The organism is Thermoleptolyngbya sp. M55_K2018_002, assembly GCF_015295965.1.
Taxonomy (GTDB): Bacteria; Cyanobacteriota; Cyanobacteriia; order Elainellales; family Elainellaceae; genus Thermoleptolyngbya; species Thermoleptolyngbya sichuanensis.
In genome coordinates this window covers 1-22,488 of record NZ_DVEA01000361.1, presented here as the reverse complement: position 1 = coordinate 22,488, position 22,488 = coordinate 1, and the positions used below count along the sequence as shown (strand labels likewise).

Annotated in this window: 18 protein-coding genes and 2 pseudogenes; 9 read left to right on the top strand and 11 right to left on the bottom strand. The window is 57.4% G+C overall.

Annotation, left to right across the window (positions count from 1 at the left end; genetic code table 11):
- Positions 1-325 precede the first annotated feature (325 nt).
- Positions 326-1,144, top strand: a complete 819-nt coding sequence (locus IGS51_RS18365; protein ID WP_367279374.1) for a tetratricopeptide repeat protein — start codon at positions 326-328, stop codon at positions 1,142-1,144.
- 272 nt (positions 1,145-1,416) lie between these two features.
- Here the strand turns inward: IGS51_RS18365 and IGS51_RS18360 are convergent, their stop codons facing one another.
- From IGS51_RS18360 to IGS51_RS18350, 3 genes are all read right to left on the bottom strand, one after another.
- The gene (locus IGS51_RS18360; RefSeq protein WP_172355203.1) at positions 1,417-1,533 is read right to left on the bottom strand and encodes a photosystem II protein Y; all 117 of its coding nucleotides are present in this window, start codon (positions 1,531-1,533) and stop codon (positions 1,417-1,419) included.
- Between the two features lie 172 nt (positions 1,534-1,705).
- Entirely contained in the window at positions 1,706-3,010 is a 1,305-nt protein-coding gene (locus tag IGS51_RS18355) for a sugar ABC transporter substrate-binding protein (RefSeq protein WP_297080227.1), read from the bottom strand.
- Entirely contained in the window at positions 3,011-3,202 is a 192-nt protein-coding gene (locus IGS51_RS18350) for a hypothetical protein (protein WP_297080226.1), read from the bottom strand.
- A 598-nt stretch (positions 3,203-3,800) separates the two neighbouring features.
- Here IGS51_RS18350 and pilM point away from each other — a divergent pair.
- From pilM to cobD, 6 genes are all read left to right on the top strand, one after another.
- A complete protein-coding gene (gene pilM / locus IGS51_RS18345; protein ID WP_297080225.1) occupies positions 3,801-4,913 on the top strand; it encodes a type IV pilus assembly protein PilM in 1,113 nt (370 codons plus the stop codon).
- A gap of 1 nt (position 4,914) precedes the next feature.
- Positions 4,915-5,730 (top strand): PilN domain-containing protein, encoded by an 816-nt coding sequence (locus IGS51_RS18340; RefSeq protein WP_297080224.1) that lies wholly within the window; start codon positions 4,915-4,917, stop codon positions 5,728-5,730.
- Positions 5,727-6,548 (top strand): pilus assembly protein PilO, encoded by an 822-nt coding sequence (locus IGS51_RS18335; protein WP_172355210.1) that lies wholly within the window; start codon positions 5,727-5,729, stop codon positions 6,546-6,548. Before IGS51_RS18340 ends, IGS51_RS18335 begins: the two co-directional genes overlap by 4 nt.
- Positions 6,549-6,641: 93 nt before the next feature.
- Positions 6,642-8,861, top strand: a complete 2,220-nt coding sequence (locus IGS51_RS18330) for an AMIN domain-containing protein (RefSeq protein WP_297080223.1) — start codon at positions 6,642-6,644, stop codon at positions 8,859-8,861.
- Positions 8,862-9,221: 360 nt separating this feature from the next.
- A complete protein-coding gene (locus IGS51_RS18325; RefSeq protein WP_068509653.1) occupies positions 9,222-9,497 on the top strand; it encodes an HU family DNA-binding protein in 276 nt (91 codons plus the stop codon).
- Positions 9,498-9,544: 47 nt separating this feature from the next.
- Complete coding sequence (cobD, locus tag IGS51_RS18320) at positions 9,545-10,678, top strand: threonine-phosphate decarboxylase CobD (protein ID WP_297080249.1); 1,134 nt, start codon at positions 9,545-9,547, stop codon at positions 10,676-10,678.
- Between the two features lie 69 nt (positions 10,679-10,747).
- On the opposite strand, the gene IGS51_RS18315 is transcribed toward cobD, so the two are convergent.
- From IGS51_RS18315 to IGS51_RS18290, 6 genes and pseudogenes are all read right to left on the bottom strand, one after another.
- Positions 10,748-12,874, bottom strand: a complete 2,127-nt coding sequence (locus IGS51_RS18315) for a thioredoxin domain-containing protein (protein ID WP_367279373.1) — start codon at positions 12,872-12,874, stop codon at positions 10,748-10,750.
- Between the two features lie 123 nt (positions 12,875-12,997).
- Entirely contained in the window at positions 12,998-13,711 is a 714-nt protein-coding gene (locus tag IGS51_RS18310) for an aspartyl/asparaginyl beta-hydroxylase domain-containing protein (RefSeq protein ID WP_277774607.1), read from the bottom strand.
- Between the two features lie 38 nt (positions 13,712-13,749).
- Positions 13,750-15,447, bottom strand: a complete 1,698-nt coding sequence (locus IGS51_RS18305) for a GH3 auxin-responsive promoter family protein (RefSeq protein WP_297080221.1) — start codon at positions 15,445-15,447, stop codon at positions 13,750-13,752.
- 193 nt (positions 15,448-15,640) lie between these two features.
- Positions 15,641-16,540 (bottom strand): ABC transporter substrate-binding protein, encoded by a 900-nt coding sequence (locus IGS51_RS18300; RefSeq protein WP_297080220.1) that lies wholly within the window; start codon positions 16,538-16,540, stop codon positions 15,641-15,643.
- Between the two features lie 375 nt (positions 16,541-16,915).
- Positions 16,916-17,623 (bottom strand): annotated as a pseudogene (locus tag IGS51_RS18295) (amino acid ABC transporter permease); the annotation flags it as partial.
- Positions 17,624-17,742: 119 nt separating this feature from the next.
- Positions 17,743-18,573, bottom strand: a complete 831-nt coding sequence (locus tag IGS51_RS18290) for a basic amino acid ABC transporter substrate-binding protein (protein ID WP_297080218.1) — start codon at positions 18,571-18,573, stop codon at positions 17,743-17,745.
- Positions 18,574-18,985: 412 nt separating this feature from the next.
- Here IGS51_RS18290 and IGS51_RS18285 point away from each other — a divergent pair, with 412 nt between their 5' ends.
- Together IGS51_RS18285 and IGS51_RS18280 are read left to right on the top strand one after the other, a co-directional pair.
- The gene (locus tag IGS51_RS18285; RefSeq protein ID WP_297080217.1) at positions 18,986-19,774 is read left to right on the top strand and encodes an amino acid ABC transporter ATP-binding protein; all 789 of its coding nucleotides are present in this window, start codon (positions 18,986-18,988) and stop codon (positions 19,772-19,774) included.
- Between the two features lie 202 nt (positions 19,775-19,976).
- Entirely contained in the window at positions 19,977-21,002 is a 1,026-nt protein-coding gene (locus tag IGS51_RS18280; protein WP_297080216.1) for an isochorismatase, read from the top strand.
- Positions 21,003-21,050: 48 nt separating this feature from the next.
- Here the strand turns inward: IGS51_RS18280 and IGS51_RS18275 are convergent, their stop codons facing one another.
- Both IGS51_RS18275 and IGS51_RS18270 read right to left on the bottom strand, forming a co-directional pair.
- Complete coding sequence (locus tag IGS51_RS18275) at positions 21,051-21,716, bottom strand: shikimate kinase (RefSeq protein WP_297080215.1); 666 nt, start codon at positions 21,714-21,716, stop codon at positions 21,051-21,053.
- Between the two features lie 75 nt (positions 21,717-21,791).
- Positions 21,792-22,488: pseudogene (locus tag IGS51_RS18270) on the bottom strand (hypothetical protein); the annotation flags it as partial.

The following is a 22,488-nucleotide window of genomic DNA, read 5'->3' as shown; positions in this document are numbered from 1 at the left end:
TCCCTCCTGTCTGTGATCCTGAGAACATCCCCTTTGTATGGTCTAAGCCTATACCTTTAGGCGGAACGATTTGAGATAAAACCCTTAGGGTGCCTTCTGCTTTTTGTTTAGAGTTTTAACTATGCGTGTTTCCTGTGGCTCAATCGGTTGTTTTCTGGGCAGCTTGCTGTGGCTGGGTGCAGCATCTATGGGTGCAGCATCTACAGGTTCAGCATCTATGGGTGCAGTGTCTAGAGGTTTGGAAGCACCAGATACGGTATTCACAAGTGCAACATCCGCAACACCCACAGAGACCGTGGCACAACTGCGCTCTACGCAGCGCTCCATCCAGGCTCCGCAGCAAACCCCGCAGCGCGTCGCGCAAGCCGAAGCAGGGGTTGCGGAGCTAAACTGGGGACTGCAACTGATTCAGGCGGGGCAGGTAGAAGGGGCGATCGCCGCCTTTCGGCAGGCCGTGCAGGTCAATCCGCAACTGGCTCCCGCGCACTATAACCTGGGCCTGGCGCTGCGACAAACGGGACAGCTTCAAGCGTCGGCGGAGTCGTTTTATCGCGCTGCCCAGGCCGATCCTGGCTTTGCGCTGGCCTTTGCAAACCTGGGTGCAGCGCTGCTGGAGGGCAACAATCTCGACATTGCCAATCAGTATCTCCAGCGGGCGGTGCAGCTTGATCCAAATCTGGGGCTGGCGTATTACAACCTGGGACTGGTGCAGCGGCGACGGGGCAATGCAGCAGCGGCGATCGCCAGCTTTCAGCGGGCCGCCCAGCTTACGCCCACTGCGCCAGAACCGTCCTACTACCTGGGGCTGACGTATCAAGATCAGCAGCAGTTGGCGCTGGCAGCCCAGGCCTTTCAGCGGGCGATCGCCATCAACCCCCGCTACGCCGAAGCTTATTACAGCCTGGGTTCCGTCCTCATGCAGCAGGGCGACCTCGGCAGCGCCCTCAATGCCTTCCGCCGCTCGACCGATGCCAATGCGACCTACGCCAATGCCTACTATGGCGCAGGCCTGGTGTTTCTTCAGCAGCAAAACTACGCCGAAGCCCAGCGCGTCTTGCAGCACGCCCGCGATCTCTACAGTTCTCAGGGCAACGCCCAGTGGGCCAACAGCGCAGCCCAACTGCTTCAGCAGGTGCCGCGTTAGCGGGGGAGATGCTCGATTTTGGATTTTGGATTGGTGATTTTGGATTGACGACTTTGAACTGGCGATTCCAGCCAGACGATCAACAAAAGTGGCCATAAGAGGCCATAAACAAAAGAGGCAACTGCCTTAGAACTTGCAGCTACCTCTTCTAATGGGCGATTCAAAGTAATGGGTGATTCAAAGAATGTAGCAAAGCTTAGAGCGAAGTGTAGATGGGTTCCTAGCAGAAACCTATGTCTGAAGCTCACTCGCTAAAGCTCACTTGCCAAAGTTTACTTGCTGGCCATGAACGCTTTGACTTGGCGGAGGGCAGCTTGGCCAATGTTGTAAACCGCCCAGCTACCAGCAAGAATCACGGGCAACAACACAATCAGAACACGCCAGTCCATGTCGATATCCTCCTCTATAAGTTTTGTGAAAGGCTCTCATCTTTGATTTCTATTTTGCGATGAACTGACGCAGATTGCTAGGGTTTGGGCGAGGTTTTGATTGCGAAATGTTAAGAACTTCGACCATTCCTGAGTGCCCATTGCCCGCAGTTTATTCCTGGATCGCCACCCCTTATGACCGTGCATCCCAGGTCGCGGCTGCATCGCTGACAGCCTGATCGACCGATTTTTCGCCCAGCATGGCGGCTTGAAGCTGGTCGTAGATAATCTTTTGCAGTTCCTTGATATCCTCCATGCGGGGCAGCAGCACTTCGGCAGACTGCATCTGGCGGGCACTGACGGCGCGGGCAGTGTCGAGCGCAGAGGCGGGCGTTTCAGCGGCAGTGATGAAGTAGGGATCGGTCAGCGAGGTCGCCGTGGAGGGCAGCACGTTTGCAGCTTTGGCAAAGGCAAGCTGGTTTTCGGGATTGGTGACAAACAGGGCAAACTTGACGGCAGCTTCGGGGACATCGGTGCTGCGGGGAACGACGAGGTTCATCACAGCGACGTTGGTTTTGCCTGTGTCTCCGGTGATTTGGGGCGCAACAGCGGAGACTTGGGCGATCGCCGGTGCATTGGTTTCCACAGTCTTCAAAAACTGCGGGCCGGAGTTTAAGATGGCGATTTCCCCAGCCTGATATAGCTCAATGGCGCGGCGGTGTCCCTGGGTTAGCACTTCCTGGGGCAGCAGACCTTCCTTATATAAGTCCACCCAATACTGGAAGGCGGCGCGTCCTTCGGGCGTATTGAAGGCGGCCTTGCCGCTGTCGTCTACCAGCGACACGCCCATCTGAATCAGCGATTGCAGGACTTCTGCCGAGTCAGTCGGTACAAAGGTGACAAAAGTGGCGTACTTGCCTGTGCGCTCTCTGACTTGGCGAGCCACCTGAGCCAGTTCCGCAAAGTTTGCCGGAGGCTGCTGCACGCCGGCCTGATTGAGCAAATCCCGGTTGTAAATGGCGATGCTGGTGGTGAGATACCAGGGCAGCCCAAAGGTTTTGCCATCGAGCGTGTTCGCTTGCCAAATCTTGGGCAGATATTGCTGACGGGCTTCGGCGGGCACCTGGTCATCGAGCGCCATCCAGGCGTTGCGTCCGGCTAGCTGGGCCGCAAAGTCGGGGTTGAGGTTAACCACGTCGGGCGCAGTGCCTGCGGAAACGGCCGTTAGAATTTTGCTTTGCATGTCGCCCCAGGGCACGTCTACCCACTTGACCTTAACGCCGGGGTTTTCTTGCTCAAACCGGGCAATCAATTCATCGAAGTAGTCGGTGAACTGCGGCTGGAGCTGCATGGTCCAAAACTCGACTTCGGGCGATCGCGCGGTTGGCGGTGCGCCGGGGCTACAGCTAATGACCCAGGTCAAAACCAGTCCAAACAGGGTCATCAGGCTCAAAGATTTCCAGGGTTTTCGCCAGGGGTGTCGTAGGTACATGGTCATTCAGGGCAGTGGTTTAGAGCAGGTTTCGATTGCTGCATTGCTCACCCTATCGTAGATTGCGCTACCGTAGCAAAGTTCCTGGGCGATCGCCCATTGCAGGGTGATCTGGCGGGAGCGCGATCGCCAAAAGCGCCCGTCGCCGCGTACCGAATCTGCCCCGCCGCCCCTGCCAACCCAGCAAAAATCGCGCATAGAACCCCAAGAAACAGCCCTCTGAAAGCGTTCCGGCAGTTTTTTCCTAACCCTTTGCTCAAAATATAGCCTGGGGTTTCCGCAAGTTTTCCACAAATTGTAGATAAACTGTGCCATTTTTCTAAATTGCGTGTACCATTGCTGGCTAAGTGTAGCTACATCAGGAGATTTCTCCTCTGTTGATTGGGAGGCGGGTTGGTGTCCTTTGTCGGGCGATCGCCAGCTTGGTTCAAAAATTTCGTTCAGCAGGTCGGTTTGGGTTAGCCGATTCGACAATTCAGGGTGTCGGTTTGTGTGAGTCGTTGCTGTTTGAACGATGGAGGGCAAGCTGTAGGAGAAACTTGCTTGGGGTACTTAGACCCATTTCTCTGGCTTGATCAACGATCTTTTCGGTTTTTTAGCTTGAAAGCCTATATTCTTGTGTTTGGCTGCATGATTCTGAATTAAATTGGGTAGCATGTGTGTTCAGGATCTCCAAACTTAGTCTCAGTTAATAGTCCAGGTTGTGTTCGTTTTCGGACACAGTTTTGCAGTTTGATACGGTCTAAGTTTGCAGGCACTTTCCATACTGACCCTCTCCACCCTCATTCCTAAAACTGTGTTTAGCAACGTCAAGGGATTATTTTCAAAAAAAACAAAGGGTGTCGGCATTGAATTGACCCCTGAGCGCGTCAACGTCGCCCGGCTGAAACGAAAGGGGCAAGGCTTTCAGCTCACCACGCTGGCCTCGGCTGAGGTGCCAGAGGGGGTCTACCAGGAAGGGCAAATCCTGGACACCGCCGCGATGTCTGAAATCATTCAGTCCGTGCTGAGTGAGAGCAAGCTCAAGGTCAAGAACGCCGCAACCGCGATTCCGGGCGGCCGAGACACCGTAACCCGCATTATTCCAGTTCCCGCTGAGCTAGACGACCGGGAACTGCGCGAAATGGTGCTGAACCAGGAAGCTGGGCTATACCTGCCCTTCCCCCGTGAAGAAGCAGATGTGGACTATCAAAAGCTTGGCTTTTTTGTGGATGAAGACGGCATCGAAAAGGTGCAGGTGCTGCTGGTGGCCACCCGCAAGGAAGTGACCGACTCGTATTTGACAACGTTTCAGCAGGCGGGGCTAGACGTGGATGTTTTGGAAATCAGCAGTTTTTCGCTGATTCGCACGATCCGAGAGCAGTTGCGCCAGTTCACGCCCCAAGAGGCGGCGGCCATTGTCGATATTGAATTTGAAAATACGGAAATCTCCATTGTGGTGGATGGCGTTCCCCAATTTTCCCGCACGGTTCCCATCGGCACTTACCAAATCCAATCTGCCTTGAGCCGCGCCATGAACTTGCCCCCCTCGCGCAACACGGAATTGCTCCAGGGAATGACGGTGCCCATCGCCCCGATGGACAGCATGGGCACGCCCAAGGCCCCCGGAACCAATCCCGGCACGGCGGCGATGCTGCGCGTGTTGGGCGAACTGGCGGACGAGTTGCGCCGCTCCATCGACTTTTATCTGAATCAAGGCGACAACCTGGAAGTGGCTCAACTGCTGCTGGCGGGGCCAGGCGGGGCAATTGGGCAGCTTGACGAGTTTTTCTCGCAGCGACTCAGCCTGCCTGCCAGCCAGGTCGATCCGATTTCGGCGCTGTCGCTGGAGGTCGATCAGGAAATTCCTGAGTTGCAGCGTCCGGGGCTGGGGGTGGTGTTGGGCTTGGGCTTACGGGAGGCGTGGTGAGATGTATAGTCTGGATGTCAATTTTCTCAATGACCGCATAGAGCGCCCGACAGATGGGGGTGGGGTTGCTGCCCGCAGAGCCGTTGTGCAGGACGACCCGCGTCCGATGTATGTGGGGGCGGCGATTGGGGTGCTGCTTCCGGCGCTAGTGGGCGGGTTCTGGCTCTTTTTGCAAAGCCAGACGGCCTCGCTGACGGCTCGACAGGCAGAACTGGATAGCCAGCTTGCAACGCTGCAACAGGCGATGCAGGAAGTGCAAAATGTCGAAGCCCAGGTCGCACAGTTGAATGCTGAGAACCAGGCGCTAGCTCAGGTGTTTGACCGAATCATCCCCTGGTCGGCAATTTTGCAAGATATTCGCGGACGGGTTCCGGCGGGCGTGCAGTTGACCAACGTGACGCAGTTGGCTCCGGAGGCTGTTCCGCCGCCGCCCCCACCCGCTGACCCCAGCCAGCCAGCCCCGCCGCCCCCAGAGGTGCCGCCTTCTCGATTGGAAATTTCGGGGAATGCCCGCACCTTTGCTGAAGCCAATGACTTTATGCTGCTGCTTCAGCAGTCGCCGTTCTTGGACGGCCGGGAGGTGAGGCTGGTGGATGCACGGCTGGTGGATAGCCCGATTCAGACAGAGTTTGTGGGTGAGGGCGATCGCCCTGACGGATTGGAAGTACAGCTACCCAAGGTCGTTCAGTACAAAATCACCGCTGGACTCACGCCCCGTCCCTCTTCTGAACTGCTGCAAGATATGGAAAACACGCTATCGGTGGGCTTGCCCGCTCGGATTGATCAGCTTCGCAAATTGGGGGTTGTAGCGCCATGACCGTGGGTGGAGATTACATTCCTGGAGAAGAGTACGGCGCTTTAGAAGAGCCGAGCTATCCTGTTGTCTTTGGGATGCGGCTCACGCCCCGCGTGAATGGGATTTTGCTGGCGCTAGCGGGGCTACTGGGCGCTGGCTATTTGCTGTTTAACGCTGTGCTGCCCAAGTGGGAAGAAAATGCAGCCCTGCGGGCAGACATCGCCGCCAAAGAGCAGCAGTTGGTAAACCAGGGGCAGGCGCAGCAGCAAATTGAAGAAGCCCGCGCCAAGCTAGCCGAGGCAGAGCAACTCCGGGCCGATGTGCTGGCGCTGTTTGCCGATGAAGAAGGGCTGGATACGCTGCTGATTGACGTGAACGAGCGGGTACAGGCGGCAAATGCCCGCATTACCGATCCCGATCGTCGAGCCACCCTGTCAAAGTTTGAGCTAGTGCCACCCCCGGCCGGGCCGGATGGTCAGCCCAGCGATCTGGTGACCGATGGTTCTCTGGGCGTTGCAGTCAACAACAAGCTGCGCCAGCGTCTCTACAACGTGGAGATGGAGGGCAGCTTTGCTCAGGCGCAGTCGGTGATTCGCAACATTGAGCGCTTGCAGCCGCTGCTTGTGCTGCGGAACTTTAGCTCCACCCCAACTGATCCGCCTACGCTGCGGCTCAATCAACAGGGGCGGCCGCTGCCGAATCAGGATACAGAGCCTCGGCTGAGAACCAGTTTCCAGGTGCAGGCGCTCATGCCCGCCCCGATCCAGCCGCCCGCTCCGCCTGCGCCCCCGGCTGATCCGAATGCGCCTGCTGCCGACCCAAACGCGCCCCCGCAGTAGCGTTTGCTGGACTACCCCCTGCTGATGCCTGCTTTTGTTGTCTCAAAGACCTAATCCTTTAGAATTCGCCTGCTTGTTAAGGAGGAGTGACCTGTGAAACCGCATCTTGGATTGGCTGGATTGGTGACGAGTGGTGCAGTGGTGCTGATGGCAAGCCAGCCAGCCCAAGCTGCTGCGACCCAAATTACAGGGGTGCAGGTATTTCAAACAGCCGTTGGGATGGAGTTGGTGCTGCAAACGCGAAATGGCGATCGCCCCCAAGTCTTTGCCGTTAATCGCGGCAACACCCTCGTTGCCGATATCACCAATGCTCAACTGCGTCTTCCCGAAGGCAACGGCTATTTGCAAAACAACCCCGCCCCTGGCATTAGCTCCGTCATGGTGACGCAACTCGATCCCAACAGCGTGCGCGTCGCGGTTATGGGTGCGGCGGCTCCCCCAGCCAACCAGGTGCGGCAAGATGGCACCGCCATTGTATTTAGCCTAACTGCTGACGGTACAGGTGTCGGCAGCCTGCCTAGCCAGCCCAGTTTCCCCTCTGCCCAGGTTCCTCCGCCAACACTCCCTGGCGGAAGCACCTTCCCGTCTAACCCCGCCATTCCGCCATCTCAGGTACTCGTACCCAACCCGCAGGTTTCGATTAATGGCACCCCGGTCAGCCCGTCCGGCGCATTCCCAGGGCAGGTGCCGCCGCTGCTGCCGCGTGCAGTGGCTCCACCCGTGGGGGACATTGCTGTCGCCACGACCGATGTTTCGCCCACGGTCATCGATCTGGGCACTTCAGAGATCGTGCCACGCTTAGTGCTGCGGGATGCGCCCGTGCGGGATGTGTTGTCGCTGCTGGGTCGCGCTGCGGGGCTAAACGTAGCATATTTGGATCGACCATCCCAAACTGAAGGAGTAGATGCCCAGTCGGCCCAAGAGACCTCTGCTGCCGCCGATGCTCGCATTTCGCTAGACATCGAAAACGAACCCGTGCAGAACGTGTTTAACTACGTGCTGCGGATCAGCGGGCTGGATGCCAATTTAGTTGGACGAACCATCTTCGTTGGCACACGCCTGCCCAACTCCGCCCGTTCCGTCGTATCGCGCACCCTCCGGCTCAACCAGGCCAGCGTTGGCGCTGCGCTGAATTTCCTGGTGGGCTTGGGTGCAGAGACCGCCGTCAGCCGTCGTCGTCAGGTAGTCACAGCAACGGCTGTACCTGTGCAGGGGGGTGACATTACCGCTGGTGTCCAAGCTGCTGGACCAACTCAGGTACAGACAACTGAAGAAGATCGCCTCGAGGTGCAACGGGTTGATTACCAGGATGCAACACCGCTGCTGCGAGGACTTCAGGTGATTGGCGACGAGCGGACGCGCTCCATCACGATGGTGGGCACGCCCCGACAAATTGAAATTGCAACGGCCCAACTCTCGCAACTTGACGTTCGGCAACGACAGGTTGCAGTGAACATCCGTGTTATTGACATCAACCTTCGTGGGATTGATCGTGCTGGAACCAGTTTTTCTTTTGGAATTGATGATACTCGTGTCATTCAAGATAGTGGACAAATCATTGTCAACTTTGGATCGGCAGGCGGTAACACGGGTAGAACTCCTGCTTCTGTAATCAGCAGTCCAGAATTGATTACTAGAGCAAGTGAGGTGGTGTTGGGACGGCCAACAAACGCCTTTGACTTTACACGGAATTTTCTCGCTCAACTGCGCTTTGCTATTACAAGTGGTAATGCGAAGATTCTGACTGACCCAACTTTGGTAGTTCAAGAGGGGCAAGAGGCTCAAATCCAATTGACAGAAGATGTTATCACGAATCTTGAAGTAGAGACATCAGGTACAGGTAATGATCGAACTCAAACGGTTACTCTGGAGAGAACGCCTGCTGGATTGGTTCTAAACGTTCGTGTCGAAGGAATTGACGACAATGGTTTCGTTAGCCTATCAGTTGGGCCAACTATTTCAGCTCCTTTGCCTCCCCAAGAGGTGAGGGTACTTGGAACAACAGTTCAAATTATTCCGCTTGCTGTGCGGCGCGTATCATCAGGAATAATTCGTGTGCGAGATGGTCAGACTCTCATTCTCTCTGGCATTATTCAGGATCGAGATCGTGCTGAAGTGACTAAAGTGCCGATTTTAGGCGATATCCCCATTTTGGGTGCACTGTTTCGTAGCACCCGTCGAGAGAATCAGCGGCAGGAAGTGATCGTGATGCTTACGCCGCAGATCATCGACGACTCAGACACCTCCACCTTTGGCTATCGCTACGTGCCCAGCCGCGATGTCCAGCAGATTTTGGAGCGGGGGAGACGCTAGCGGTGAATACCGAGTTTTCGGCTTGTTTGGAGGGGGTGCATCGGTTCCCTAACCCGCCTCCAGGGTTGGTTTGACTGCCTTTCGAGCGATTTGCGGGATGGAAAAACCCAAAAAAATCCTTCAAATCCACATAAATTAAAGGTTTCAACGATCCAGAACCCCTGAGTTGCCCTTAGAATAGGGCATTGAAAATTCGAGATGACAAGGGTTTCAGCGATTTCTTCCTGAAGCCGATGAAGTCTATCTACGTCTAGCTACTCGATCTCCAGATGAGAGTTGTTCAGATTGCACCTGCTCTGGCTGCATCTGCGAGATTTGAGAGATTTTGAATCCTGGATAATCTAATCGAAGGAGATTCTCATGAATAAAGGTGAATTGGTTGATGCTGTAGCCGAAAAGGCAAACGTGACGAAGAAACAGGCCGATGCAGTGCTGTCTGCCGCGATTGATTCGATCATGGAAGCGGTGTCGAAGGGTGAGAAGGTGACGCTGGTGGGGTTTGGGTCTTTTGAACCCCGTGAGCGCAAGGAGCGGGAAGGCCGCAACCCCAAAACGGGCGAGGCGATGAAAATTCCGGCGACCAAAGTGCCTGCCTTTTCGGCGGGCAAACTGTTCAAAGACCTGGTGGCAAAATAGCAAGCGGCCTCGTGCAAAATTCGTTGCAAGACTGGCAAGACCTCAACCTGCCACCATCCAACTCGCAGCGCTCAGATTCTCAACGCGCTGGGGCTGCCCAACCTGCACATGGGGGGAACATTGCCTGGGCTGCGGCTCTGGCGGGTTGTTCTCCCCATTTAATTTTGGACTTTTCGGCCAGCATCAATCCGCTGGGGCCGCCCCCGTCGGCGATCGCCGCTATTCAGGCTCACTTGGGCGACCTGCGCCACTATCCTGACCCCAGCTATGCGGATCTGCGACGGGCGATCGCCGCGTTCCACCCCCTGTCCCACGACTGGATTTTGCCCGGAAACGGGGCCGCCGAACTGCTCACCTGGGCCGCCCGCGACCTGGCTACATTAGACACCGTGCGGCTGCTTACACCTGCTTTTGGCGACTACCTCCGCGCCCTGCAAGCTTTTGGAGCGACGGTCGAGAAAATTCCGCTGGCGGGCGTTGGGGTGACGGAGTGTGGGAATGCTGGAGTGACGGAGCCAGTTATTCCCTCCCGTCCTCACTCCGGCTGGCTGCTCAACAACCCCCACAACCCCACCGGAACCCTGCTGCCCCGCGAGGTTCTCTTGCCGCTGCTCGAAGCGTCACCGCTGGTGGTGGTGGATGAGGCGTTTATGGACTTTTTGCCGCCAGAGGCGCAATCCCAGGTGAGCCTGCTAGAGTGGGTGGCGCGATGTCCAAATTTAGTGATCGTGCGATCGCTCACGAAGTTTTATAGCCTGCCGGGGCTGCGCCTGGGCTATGCGATCGCCCATCCCGACCGATTGCAGCGTTGGCAGCAGTGGCGCGATCCGTGGAGCGTGAATTCTCTGGCCGCCGCTGCGGCGATCGCCGCCCTGGCCGATATCCCCTTTCAGCAGCGCCCCTGGGACTGGCTGCCGCCCGCCCGCCAGCAGCTTTTCGACGGACTCGCCGCCCTCCCCGGTCTGCACCCGCTCCCCAGCGCCGCCAACTATCTCCTGGTGCAAACCGACGGTTCGGCGACCGACCTGCAAACCCGCCTGCTCCAGCAGCACCAGATTTTGATTCGCCACTGCACCAGTTTTCCTGAACTGGGCGATCGCTTCTTTCGCGTTGCCGTGCGGACAAAAGCGGAGAATCAGCGATTGCTGGAAGCTTTGGCAAACGCAGTAAAAGCAGGGTGAAGGGAAGAGGGAAGAACGAAGAGAGAAGAACGAAGAAAGAAGAACGAAGAGGGAAGAACGTTTTACTTTTCATTTTTCGTTCTTCATTTTTCGTTTTTCACTCTGCCGAAGCTGCTCCAGCAGTTGCGCCACACTGCGGGCTGGCTCATTGCAGCTAAGCCCCTGGCAAACGAGGCCGATGGACTCGGCGGGGAGGTCTGATTCTGCGGCGAACATCGTTGTGGGATGGTACTGGCTCAGCAGGAACGGGAGGCGATCGCCTGATGTTTTGACCAGCGTATAGGTTTGCAGCCAGTCCAGCGCGATGAACAGGCTGGGGCAGACCTGCGGCGTTTTTTCCATGACGCTGCCGAAACTCAGGAGCGCGTGCTGGGCTTTGTCCAGATAGTCCAGCCGTCCGGCACGGAGAAACAAGCGGATCAGGTTGGCGATCGCCACGCCATTGGCCGCGGGCACGGCGCTGTCGTCGTAGCTGCGTTCGCGGAGGATCAGATCCGCACGGGCATCGGTGTTGTAATAGCCGCCTTCGTCGCTGCCCAGGTATGCGTCAAATTCGGCTTGCAGCGTCAGGGCGCGATCGAGGAAATGGGCGGGCAGGTCGCTGGAGGCAATGGGCGCAAGGGCGATATCGCTCCGCGAGGCTAGTGCCAACGCCGCCTGATCCAGATCCAGCAGCGCCTTGATCAGCAGGGCATAGTCTTCGGACTGAGCCAGCACGCTCACCGCGCCGTCATAATTCAGCCGATGCAGGCGACCCTCGACGATTTGCTGCTGCCAGATAAAGTCGGCGGCGCGGTTGGCCAGGTGAAAGTAGTCTTCTCGCTGAAGCGCTGCGGCGGCGCGGGCCAGCCCAGAAATCATCAGGCTGTTCCAGGCGACGATCATTTTGGTATCCGTGACGGCGGGAATGCGGCCGGGCCAGGCGTGGGTCTTGGCTTCTTCGTTGTTGCGGGCGGGCGGAAAGGTAGCAATTGCCTCTGGTGCGCTGCCATAGCGGATGGCAAACAGCGCCGCCAGAGATTGCTCAACCGAATCGGGCAGGATTCCCGGCTGTCGCCGCTGAAGCACGTTTTGCCCTTCAAAGTTCCCGGCGGGCGTGAGGGTGAAGTGTTCTGCTAGTTCCTGCAAGGCAGCTTCGGAGAACTGCGCTTCTAGGTCGGCATAGCGCCAGACATAAAACGCGCCCTCCTCTGGCTCTCCGTCGTTTGCGGCGGCGAAGCTATCGGCATCCTGCGCGGCGTAGAAGTAGCCCTCCGGCGCGGTCATTTCCCGCTGGAGCCACTGCACCGTGAGGGCGATCGCCCGTTCAAAGGCGGGCTCCTGCATTCCTGCCGCCCACAGGTTCGCCAGATACTCCACAATTTGCCCATTGTCGTAGAGCATCTTTTCAAAGTGGGGCACAGTCCAGGTCGGGTCTACGGTATAGCGATGAAAACCACCCGCCACATGGTCAAAAATGCCCCCCAGCGCCAGATCTAGCCCCCGCTGGCGGCACTGTTCCCGCGCATCATAGCGGACGGTTGCATCGTCCAGCGGCTCCGAGTCGGCAAACCGGATGCCCCGCAGCGCCGCCTCTGCGTAGGGAATCATCGGAAAACTGGGGCCCATGTCTCTTGCCGACAGGATGCCCGCGCAGTATTGCAAGCCCTTTTGCAACAGCACATTGTCCAGTGACTCCGCCGCTGACAGGGCTGCCGTCTGCTGAAATCGCGCCTGAATCTCTGCCTGAACGGATTGCAGCCGGGGGCGATCGCTCTCATAGATCCGCTTCAACTCCTGCAACACCCGCAAGAAGCCCGGCCGCCCATAGCGCGGATGCACTGGAAAATAAGTCCCACCATAAAACGGCAGCAGCGTTTCTGGATCGAGAAACACATTCAGCGGCCAGCCGCCCGCCCCGGTCATCATTTGCAGCGCCTGCATATAGATGCTGTCTACGTCTGGACGCTCTTCCCGATCGACCTTGATGGCAACGTAGTGGGCATTCATATAGTCGGCGATTTCCAGGTTAGAAAACGCCTCGCCCTCCATCACCGTACACCAGTGACAGCTTGAGTAGCCAATCGACAAAAAAATCGGCAAATTCTCCTGCCGCGCCAGGGCGATCGCCTCCTCACACCAGGGCCACCAATCAATCGGATTCTCCGCGTGCTTTCGCAGATAGAGGCTTTGGGCATTCGCAAGTCGGTTCATCAGAAATTGGGAGTATTAGAACACCGGGGTCGTCGATTCCCCTCCCCCATCATCCCACCCTCTTCCCTTTTCCCTCTTCGTTCTTCGTTCTTCGTTCTTCGTTCTTCCCTCTTCCCTCTTCCCCTCTTACTTCAACATCTCCTCAAACTGCTTCTCCCAGGTCTGATGGTTGCCCCGCGCTACCTGAATAACGGGCGTATAGCCGAGGATGCTGTTCACCGTCCAGTTCACCAAAGACATCGGGAAACGCAGCGGGCGGGCAATGTCGAGAAACAGCACCACACGATAGTCATCCGTGTCGTTCCACACCTGGTGATAGTAGGTGTCATCGAAAATCAGACTCTTGCCTTCTTCCCAATAGGCGGTTTGCCCATTGATTTCAATGCGGCAGTTCTCGCGGGGTTCGGGCACCTTCAGCGCCAGGTGATAGCGGATCAGTCCCTTGTGCTTGCCCCGGTGCAGCGGGATGTGCTTCCCTGGCGCGAGGATCGAAAAGAAGGCGACCTTCAGCCCCGGAATGGTTTCCAGCAGTTTCACGGTTTCTGGGCAGCGCTTGCAGTTTGGTTCCGAGCGAAAGCCAAACGCCCAAAAGAAAAAGGTCTTCCAGCGGTCGTCGTTGGCGATGCGGTGCTGCCGGGGCGAAATGTCCTGAAAGTTGGGCAGTGCGTCGGCATATTCCATCACCTGATCCAGTTCTTTGCGGATCACCTGCCAGTTTGCCTCCAGGCGCTCGGCCCAGGGAAACTGCTCTTTGCTAAAGAACACCGACTCGCCGACGATCGAATACTCCGGAACTTTGCTCTCGATAAATTTGACGACTTCCGTTAGCGTGCTTCCCATAGTGCTAGTTAATATTTCCTTTGTGACTGACTCCGCAGCTATCCTCTAAGGCCGACCCGTTCTTCCGCCATGCGGACTTCGCGCTCTACGGTTAATCCTGCCAAATATTGGCGGTCTTCGGTGATGTGGGGAAACTTGAGATGGGCTTCGGGAATCCCCCGCTGGAGCAAGCGCTGACGCAGCGTTTCAAAGCTGCCCGGTGCCAAGATTCGCAAGCGCGGCGGCGGCACTACATCTGCCCGCTTTTTGGCATAGGACAGATGCACCTCTTTCAAGATTTCGTCGAACCGCTGCAAGAATCGCTCTGGATCGGCGAGGGTCTGCCCCGGTGCCAGTTCTACGTTGACCAGATAGTGGGGCGGCACTTCATGCTCGGATAGCGTGATGCAGAAGTTTGCCAGCGACAGGTCGAATTCGTGCTGGAGGGCTTGTATCACCTGGATCGCGTGAAACTCGGTTGTTTTTTCGGTCGTGGAAGACAGCAGCCCGCCCAGTCGATGGCGGAAGATGACGATGGGAGCCTGGTTGTAGAAGCCGAGAATTTCTACGACATCGCCATTGTCATAGCGATATAGCCCGTTGTAGTTGGTGACGACGATGCGGTAGCGCTTGCCCAGCAGCACCTCATGGGGCAGCAGGGTTTGAGGATTTTCCAAGCCCCACTGATCTTCAGGGAGAAATTCAAAAAAGCCGCTTTCGATCGCCAGAATGGTGCCGTCTCGGTCGATGTTGTGGTAGACCCCGTAGGTCGCTTCGGCGGAGGAGTAGATGCCGCCAAAGACGGGCGTGTTGCCGAAATATTGCGGGAAGCGCTCCATGTAAAAGCTGGAGGTGCCGCCGCGGGCAGTAACGATGAGGGAAAGCTTGGGCCAGGCGAGTTTGGGCGTGAGCTTGCCGTGGGTTTTGAGGATGTTTCTCAGTTGGGCGGCGCGTTTGGGGGCGGGCTTGAGCTGGCGTTCTAGCTGAGTGCGGAGATGCGGGTCTAGATCCAGCCAGGGGGCGATCGCCCCATTCTCCAAATCTTCTACTAGCTCTGCGCCGTAGCATTCCAGATAGTCGCACAGTTGCAGCGCCGTCACTGGGAACGTTGCCCCGATGAGCGACAGGTTGGCATCCCGCAGCGCAAACAACAAACAGGCGTAATGCCGAGCCACGCTATCGCCGATCAGCAGCGTTTCATAAGGATGGGCAAAAATTTGCTTGTGTATCCAGCCACTGAGGATCACCATGCCCGCGCTGATAGGGCCGTAGGGAATGCCGCCTTCGGTTTTGCCAAAGGTCCGCGCTGAACTCGTCATCAGCATTTTGCCTAGGGGCAACCCGCGCTCCGCCGCTGCCGCCGCCATAAAGCCAATGCTCGCCTGATTTGCCTTTGAGAGCATCTGGCGAGATCGCTTCGTCGCCGGAATCAGCTTTTGCCGTCCCGTTGTGCCGCTGGTCATGTTGATATACACTACCGGGTCGGGGGTCAGGACGTTGGGAATGCCCTGAGCGACCCGCTGAGCGTAGGGTTCATAAACCGTGTAGGGCGAAATCGGCACCTGCTGCCGAAACTGCTCCACGCTTTTGATCTTTGCCAATCCTAAGTGCTGCCCTAGCTCTGTATTTTGATAGCAGCGCAATAAATCCAGTAAAAACTTTTCTTGAACTGCTGCGACATTCTTGGTTTGCTGGACAAACCGATCCTTCGTCCGACGCGCAGCAGCCGTCACCAGCGACAGCAAAAGACTCCTCATGAATTCGCAACTCACACCGCGTTACAAGTATTCATCCCGCAGGATGCAGGCCAATCTATCATTCACAAGACCTGTAAACTGACACAACTGTTCCACTTTGGGTAGAGCCACAAAAGTGGGCATTGCGCCGTCCAGATTTGAATGGTCAGATTCTATGAATTGGAACGCGGCGGCGATTCATGCAAACGGGTGATTAGGCCGCTTTGGGAACTGTCCAGCGGGCAGGGCGGCGGGGCGTGGGGGAATCGGGTATGCCGTCTGAGCCAACGCCTTCAATTTTCTCAGGCAGCGGGCGCGGCTCTCGGTCAAACCATTTGCGATAGAGTTCGGCGTATTTGCCGCTGTCGATCAGGGAGGCGAGGCCGCTGTTGACAAATTCTCGGTTGGGCGAGTTTTTGGGCATTGCAATGCCCAGAAATTCATCGGTGAACGGCTCGCCCGCTAGCTTCATACCGCGCACGCTGCCCGTTTGGATGGCGTAGGAGGCGGCGGTTTCGCCACTGATGACGGCATCCACTTTGCCTTGCAGCAGTTCATTCCAGGCGGTTTTGCTGCTGTCGTAGCCGACGACGGTGGCGTTGGGAATAGTGCGGGCGATGCTGGACTGAACGGTGCCCGTTTCTACGCCAATGCGTTTGCCTGCGAGGCTGTCGAGATTGGTGATCTGTGTTTCACTGTCGCGGACGGCGATCGCCATTCCCGATTTGAAATAGGGGCGCGAAAAATCGGCGACGCGCTGCCGTTCGGGGGTGATGGTGATGGCGGCGATCGCCATATCGACATCGTTGCCATATAGCTCTCGCATCACATCGTCGAAGAACGGCAGCGGCACATATTCCACCTGGGTTTGGGTGGCTTCAGCAAAGGCATTCATCAGGTCAATCTCAAAGCCCTGGAGCTGGCCATCCGCCGTTTTAGAAGCGAGCGGTGGATAGTTGGGTACTACTGCGACGCGCATCGTCGAACCCGGTGCAACGGCTTGGGGCGTGGGGGCGCTACAGGCGGCGATCGCAACCGTGAACGTCAGACCCAGCAGGATAAAAAAGAGCGATCGCACGAATCGGGGGAATCGGACGAAATCAGGAAAAACCATCGCAACAACGTCTCCTGGCGCTGGGGGCTGTAAGCGGAAATGGGGATTTTGGATTGGGGATTGGGGATTTTGGGTTTTGGATGGAGATTGCGGAACGGGGATCTCGCGCCCTGCCCAAATTGTGGCCCTGCCCAACCCTGCCCAAATTGTGATAATTCACTTCAGTGAATTAATTGTGGAATGGGTTCTGCACAGGTTAGCAAAACTGCCAACATTTTTTAAGCTCATGCAAAAAATGTTGAAACTTTTGGGGATCTACGCAGTTGGACAATTTCTCGCAGGCGCAGCCCGCGAGAAATTGTCCAAAATCCAGCGAGCTGATCGCAAGTGCGTAAGTCCTAACTTTTCCAAAGACACCATGAGGCTCAGCTTGCTTCAGCTTTCCTGTTCGTGAACCCGCAATGCCTGTCGCTTTAGCTTTTCCACCGGGTTCATCCAGCGCTCCAAAAAGCTGAAGAACTGAGACGAGAGGAGCGTCAGCAGCAGATAGACCAGCGCCACTGCAAAGTAAATTTCAAACGCCCGATAGGTCTGCGCCACGACCAACTGCCCCCGCCGCAGCAGTTCCTCAAAGCCAATCACCGCTACCAGGCTCGTGTCCTTGAGGCGGCTGATAAACTCATTGCCCAAGGGCGGAATCATCCGGCGAAACGCCTGCGGAAACACCACATAGCGCAGAGTTTGCAGGGGCCCCAGTCCCAAAGATTGCGAGGCTTCTCGCTGCCCCAGTTCGATCGACTGGATGCCCGCCCGCACGATTTCGGCAATATAGGCGGCTCCGTTGAGGCTGAGCGCGAGAATTGCCGCAGTCCACTGGTTGAACTTTAGCCCGATGCCCATGCCTTGCAGCAGGCTAGGCAGCCCGAAATAAATCATGAACAACTGCGCCAGCAGCGGCGTGCCCCGGAAAAAGTCGATATAGGCGATCGCCCCCAGGCGCACCAAGCGCGACGGCGACAGCCGCAGGATCGCCAGCACCGACCCCAACACCAGCCCCAGCAAGATCGAGACGATGGTGAGTTGGAGGGTGGTAATGGCTCCAAGGTAGAGGCTGGGGAGCGCATTGAGAATGACTTCAAGCGATCGCTGCACAGTGTTTCCTAAAAACGAGTAAACCGATAATTGTGAAGCTAGTTGTGAATCTAGCTGTGAAGCTAACTGTGAATCGCAGACGCGATCGGCCCACGATTCACTTGGAGCGACTAAATCGGTGCGGCCTCGGGCAACACCGGCGGTTCGCCATCAAACCATTTTTGGTAAATCTCTTTGTATTTGCCGTTGGCAATGATGGTTTGCAGGCCCGCGTTGATTTTTGCCAGGTTGGGCGACCCCTTGGGCGTGGCGATGCCGTAGAACTCTTCGGTGAGCAGTTCGCCGACGACCTTCACACCGCGCACGCCGCCGCTCTTGATGGCGTAGAGGATGGCCGGCGCATCGCTGATGGTGGCATCGACGTTGCCGTTCGACAGTTCTTGCAGGGCAAGCGGCGTGCTGTCGAAGGTGCGGACTTCGCTTGCGCCAGACTTGCGGGCTTCGGCCTCGCCCGTTGTGCCAATTTGGGCAGAGATTTTCTTGCCGCTCAAGGAATCAAAGCCCGTGATGTCGGTGTTGCCGTCCTGAACGGCGATCGCCAGCCCTGCTTTGAAATACGGCCGAGAAAAGTCCACCACTTCGGCCCGCTCTTTGGTGATGGTCATGGTGCTGATGGTGGCATCAATCGTGCCCGCCTGGAGCGCCGGAATAATGCCGTCAAAGGGCAGACCTTCCATGTTCATCGTGAAGCCGCCCGCATCGGCCACGGCATTCATCAGGTCAATGTCAAAACCCTCAAACTGGCCCGCGCCCGTTTGGGATTGGAATGGCGGAAAGGTGGGGTCGAGTGCCACCTTCAGCGGAGCCGCGTCGGCGGTTGACAGAGAACCGCTGTCGGCGGTTGGCGCACTGCCCCCGCAGGCCGCAAACAGCACCACACAGACCAGGCTCAGCAGCCCTGGCCCCAGCGCCCGCCAGCGAATACGAGTGAATCTCAGCATGAAAATCGAACACTCCTAAACTTGCCTAAAGTTACTAGCCTAAAGTTACTAAACGTTACAGGATTCCCCAAAGCAGGGTTCCAAAAATTACAAAACCCCAATGGGATAGGCAGATTGTCGTTTGCCTTGAGAGACTGAAATTGTACAGGCGATCGCCCATTTCTCGCGCAAAGATGGTACAGATCGTTAAACAATTTACTCAAAAGATTTAGCCAGAAACATAACCAAATCAGACCCAAATCAGACCTAAATCAGACCTAAAAAAAGCCGACCGTAGCCGTCGCATCTCCGTAGAAGCGATCGCCTGTGCTAAAACTGCATCGTCTGCCGACCACGGACGAAATTCCGTTGCCTACAGCACTATTTCTGCCCCTTTTGGTTACTTTTCCTGCTATCCCAGCCTGCACCGCCCATGAACGACCGTCTGATTTCGCCCAACGCCACCGCCACGCCTGCGATTGAGTTTGCTCAGGTAGAAAAACGTTTTGGACAACTGAAGGTGCTGCGCGGCATCAGCGGCCATATCAACCCCGGCGAAGTCGTGGCGGTGATTGGCTCGTCGGGCTGCGGCAAAAGCACGCTGCTGCGGTGTTTTAACCATCTGGAAACGATCAACAGCGGGCGGCTGGTGGTGAACGGGATTGACCTGTCGGCGGGCAGCGTCCTCAGCGCGGCAGACCTGCGCCTGCTCCATGCCCAGGTGGGGATGGTGTTTCAGCAGTTCAACCTGTTTCCCCACATGACGGTGCTGGATAACCTGACGCTGGCTCCGCGCAAGGTCCTGGGCCTGTCCGACAAAGAGGCGCGGCAGACGGCGCGGATCTTGCTGGAAAAAGTGGGCCTGGGCGAAAAGGCCGAGGTCTATCCCGAAATGCTCTCTGGCGGGCAAAAGCAGCGTGTGGCGATCGCCCGTGCCCTCTGCATGAAGCCCAAGATCATGCTATTCGACGAACCGACCAGCGCCCTCGACCCAGAACTGGTGGGCGAAGTGCTGTTAGTCATGCAGCAACTCGCCGAAGAGGGGATGACGATGGTGATTGTGACTCACGAGATGCAGTTTGCCCGCGAAGTGGCCGATCGCGTCCTGTTTCTCAACCAGGGCCAGGTCGAAGAAGAAGGCCCGGCGCGGCAGGTGCTAGACGCGCCCCAGAGCGATCGCCTGCGGGCGTTTCTCAGCCGGATGTCGTTTGCCCGCGTGTGAGGGTTTCGCGTGATAATTCGCGTGATAAATCGCGTGATAATTTGCGTGATAGAGTGACGGCATGAGGGCAGAGGATCGCTATGTGTCGCTGTATACGGCGATCACTTTCTGGTGAATCTGCTGTGAAGCTGCTGTGAAGCTGCCTATGGTGAATCTGCTCTCGCGACAACGCTTCAATCCACCCCTTTCTCCGACTTTTTCTATGCCCTCCCCTCTCCCCATTCCCACCTTTTTCGACCCGCAGCGCGTGGGCGAAGTTTGGCGTGTGCCCTACGAAATGCGGGCGGCCCAGGCAGCGCTGTGGGCAAAGGAGCATGAATTAACGCCAGCGGTGATGGATGAGAAGCGGGTGTGTCTGCTGGCGATCGACGTGCAGAATACGTTCTGCATTCCCGACTATGAACTGTTTGTGGGGGGGCGATCGGGCCGGGGCGCGGTGGACGATAACGTGCGGCTGTGTGAGTTTATCTATCGCAACCTGGGCAGCATTACGGCGATCGCCGCCACGATGGACACCCACACCGCAACCCAGATTTTCCATGCGGTGTTCTGGATCAATGAGGCTGGGGAGCATCCGCCCGCGATGACGATGATTTCGCTGGAGGATGTAGAAACGGGCGTGTGGCGCGTGAATCCGGCGATCGCCCCCAATATCGCCTACGGCACCGCAGACAGCCTGCAAGCCTACGCCCTCTACTACGTCCGCAAGCTGAGCCAGGATGGCAAATACCCGCTCACCATTTGGCCCTACCACTCCATGCTGGGCGGCATTGGGCACGCGCTGGTGTCGGCGGTGGAGGAGGCCTGCTTTTTTCACAGCATTGCCCGCCAAGCGCAGACCTTGTTTGAACTCAAGGGCGGCCATCCGCTGACGGAAAACTACTCGGTGCTAAAGCCCGAAGTGACCGAAGATGCCCAACAGCGGGCGATCGCCCAAAAGAATCTGCCGCTGATTTCCATGCTGCTGGACTTCGACGCGGTGCTGATTGCCGGACAGGCCAAGAGCCACTGCGTCGCCTGGACCATCGACGACCTGCTGACGGAAATCCAGGCGATTCACCCCAAGCTAGCCGACCGGATTTATCTGCTGGAAGATTGCAGTTCGCCCGTCGTCGTTCCTGGCGTGGTGGACTTTACCGACGCGGCCGATGCTGCCTACGAGCGCTTTGCCGCCGCAGGGATGCATCGCGTGAAGTCTACTGAGCCGATGGCAAGCTGGCTTCAGTAAGGGGAAGATATTTGAAGATATTTCAGAGGAAAATCGGTCGGGGCGGGTTTATTCTGCTTCGGCTTCGGGGTCTTCGGCTTCAGGACGAATGGCCCGGGCGATCGCCTCTAGCACTCGTGCCGTCACGAATTCGGGCGACTCGCGGCCGCGAAGCTGGACGTGGACATCTGCCTGGGCGTAGAGCGGGCGGCGCTGATCCAGCAACTCCTGAATGCGCTGGCGCGGGTCGGGGTCTTGCAGCAGCGGGCGCGTGGTGCTGTGGCGCAGGCGGTAATAAAGCTGATCAGCGGGCACATCCAGCCAGATAACGATGCCGTGGTGCAGGTAGCTCCAGTTTTGGGGACGCAGCACCGCACCGCCGCCCGTGGCGATCGCCAGACTGCCGTAGGCGTAGGACGACAGCTCCGCCAAAATTTGCGTTTCTAGATCGCGAAATCCTGCTTCGCCGCGCTCGGCAAACACCTGCGCCACGGTCTGATGCGTCGCAGTCTCGATGAGCGTGTCGGTGTCAAAAAACTGGTAGCCCAGCTTTTGCGCCACCAGGCGGCCGACGGTCGTTTTGCCACAGCCCATCATCCCCACCAGATAGAGGTTTGTGCGCCGCAGCCGCCGCACCGTCGTTTCGGCATCGGCGGGAACGGTGTGATTGGTGGACAGGTGAAGCAGCAGGGATTCCGATTCGGTGGGTTTGCCGTTGGGCGGCGTGTCGTTCATGGCGTGAAAAGGGCGGCGAGAAGTCGGTGAAGATGACCCGCAAAAATTCCAGCAGCGACTCTGTAAACATTAATCTTATCCCAACCGCAGTGGTGGGTTGCCCTCTGGCGATCGCCCCGATCCCCCAGAGCGAGAAGGAGGATTGTCCCCGTCGTCATTCTCTTCGTCCTCGTCATCGTCCCAATCATCCCAAATTTCTCGATCCAGCGACCCGCGCCTTGCCCCAGGCTCGTCTGCCCCGCTCCAGCTTTCGTCGCCCCAGCTTTCGTCGTCCCACACTTCGCCGCCATCGCTGCGGTCATAGTCGTCATCAGAGGTAATAGGGCGATCGCCATCGTCGTCCCAGTCTGCGTCATCCTCCGCCATGACCGGGGCGATCGGCTCTTGGTTTGGGTCGCTGGGGGGCACCACGACCCGAAAGTCTGCCTCGTAAATTGAACCGGGCTTTGTGGATTCCTTGGGCGAATGGGGTGGATTGGCGGTTGCAGAATCGGCTGGGCGATCGGTCGAGGGGTCAGCCGACCTTGCCGCAGGGGTCTGTGATGAAGCCTCTCCAGGGGAACTCTGGGCGGAACTTTGGGCAGAACTCTGGGCAGAACCCTGGGCCGACTCGTCTGGCGGAGCCTTGATGTTGTCGGTGGGGGTGTCTGGCTGGGCGCGGCGATAGCTAAAGGAGTAGACCGTGCCTGATCGATAGCCCGTCTCTGGCTCTCGATTAATCTCCACAATGGGGCGGCGCGGTTCGGCGGGCGGCTCCTCTGGCGGAGGCGAC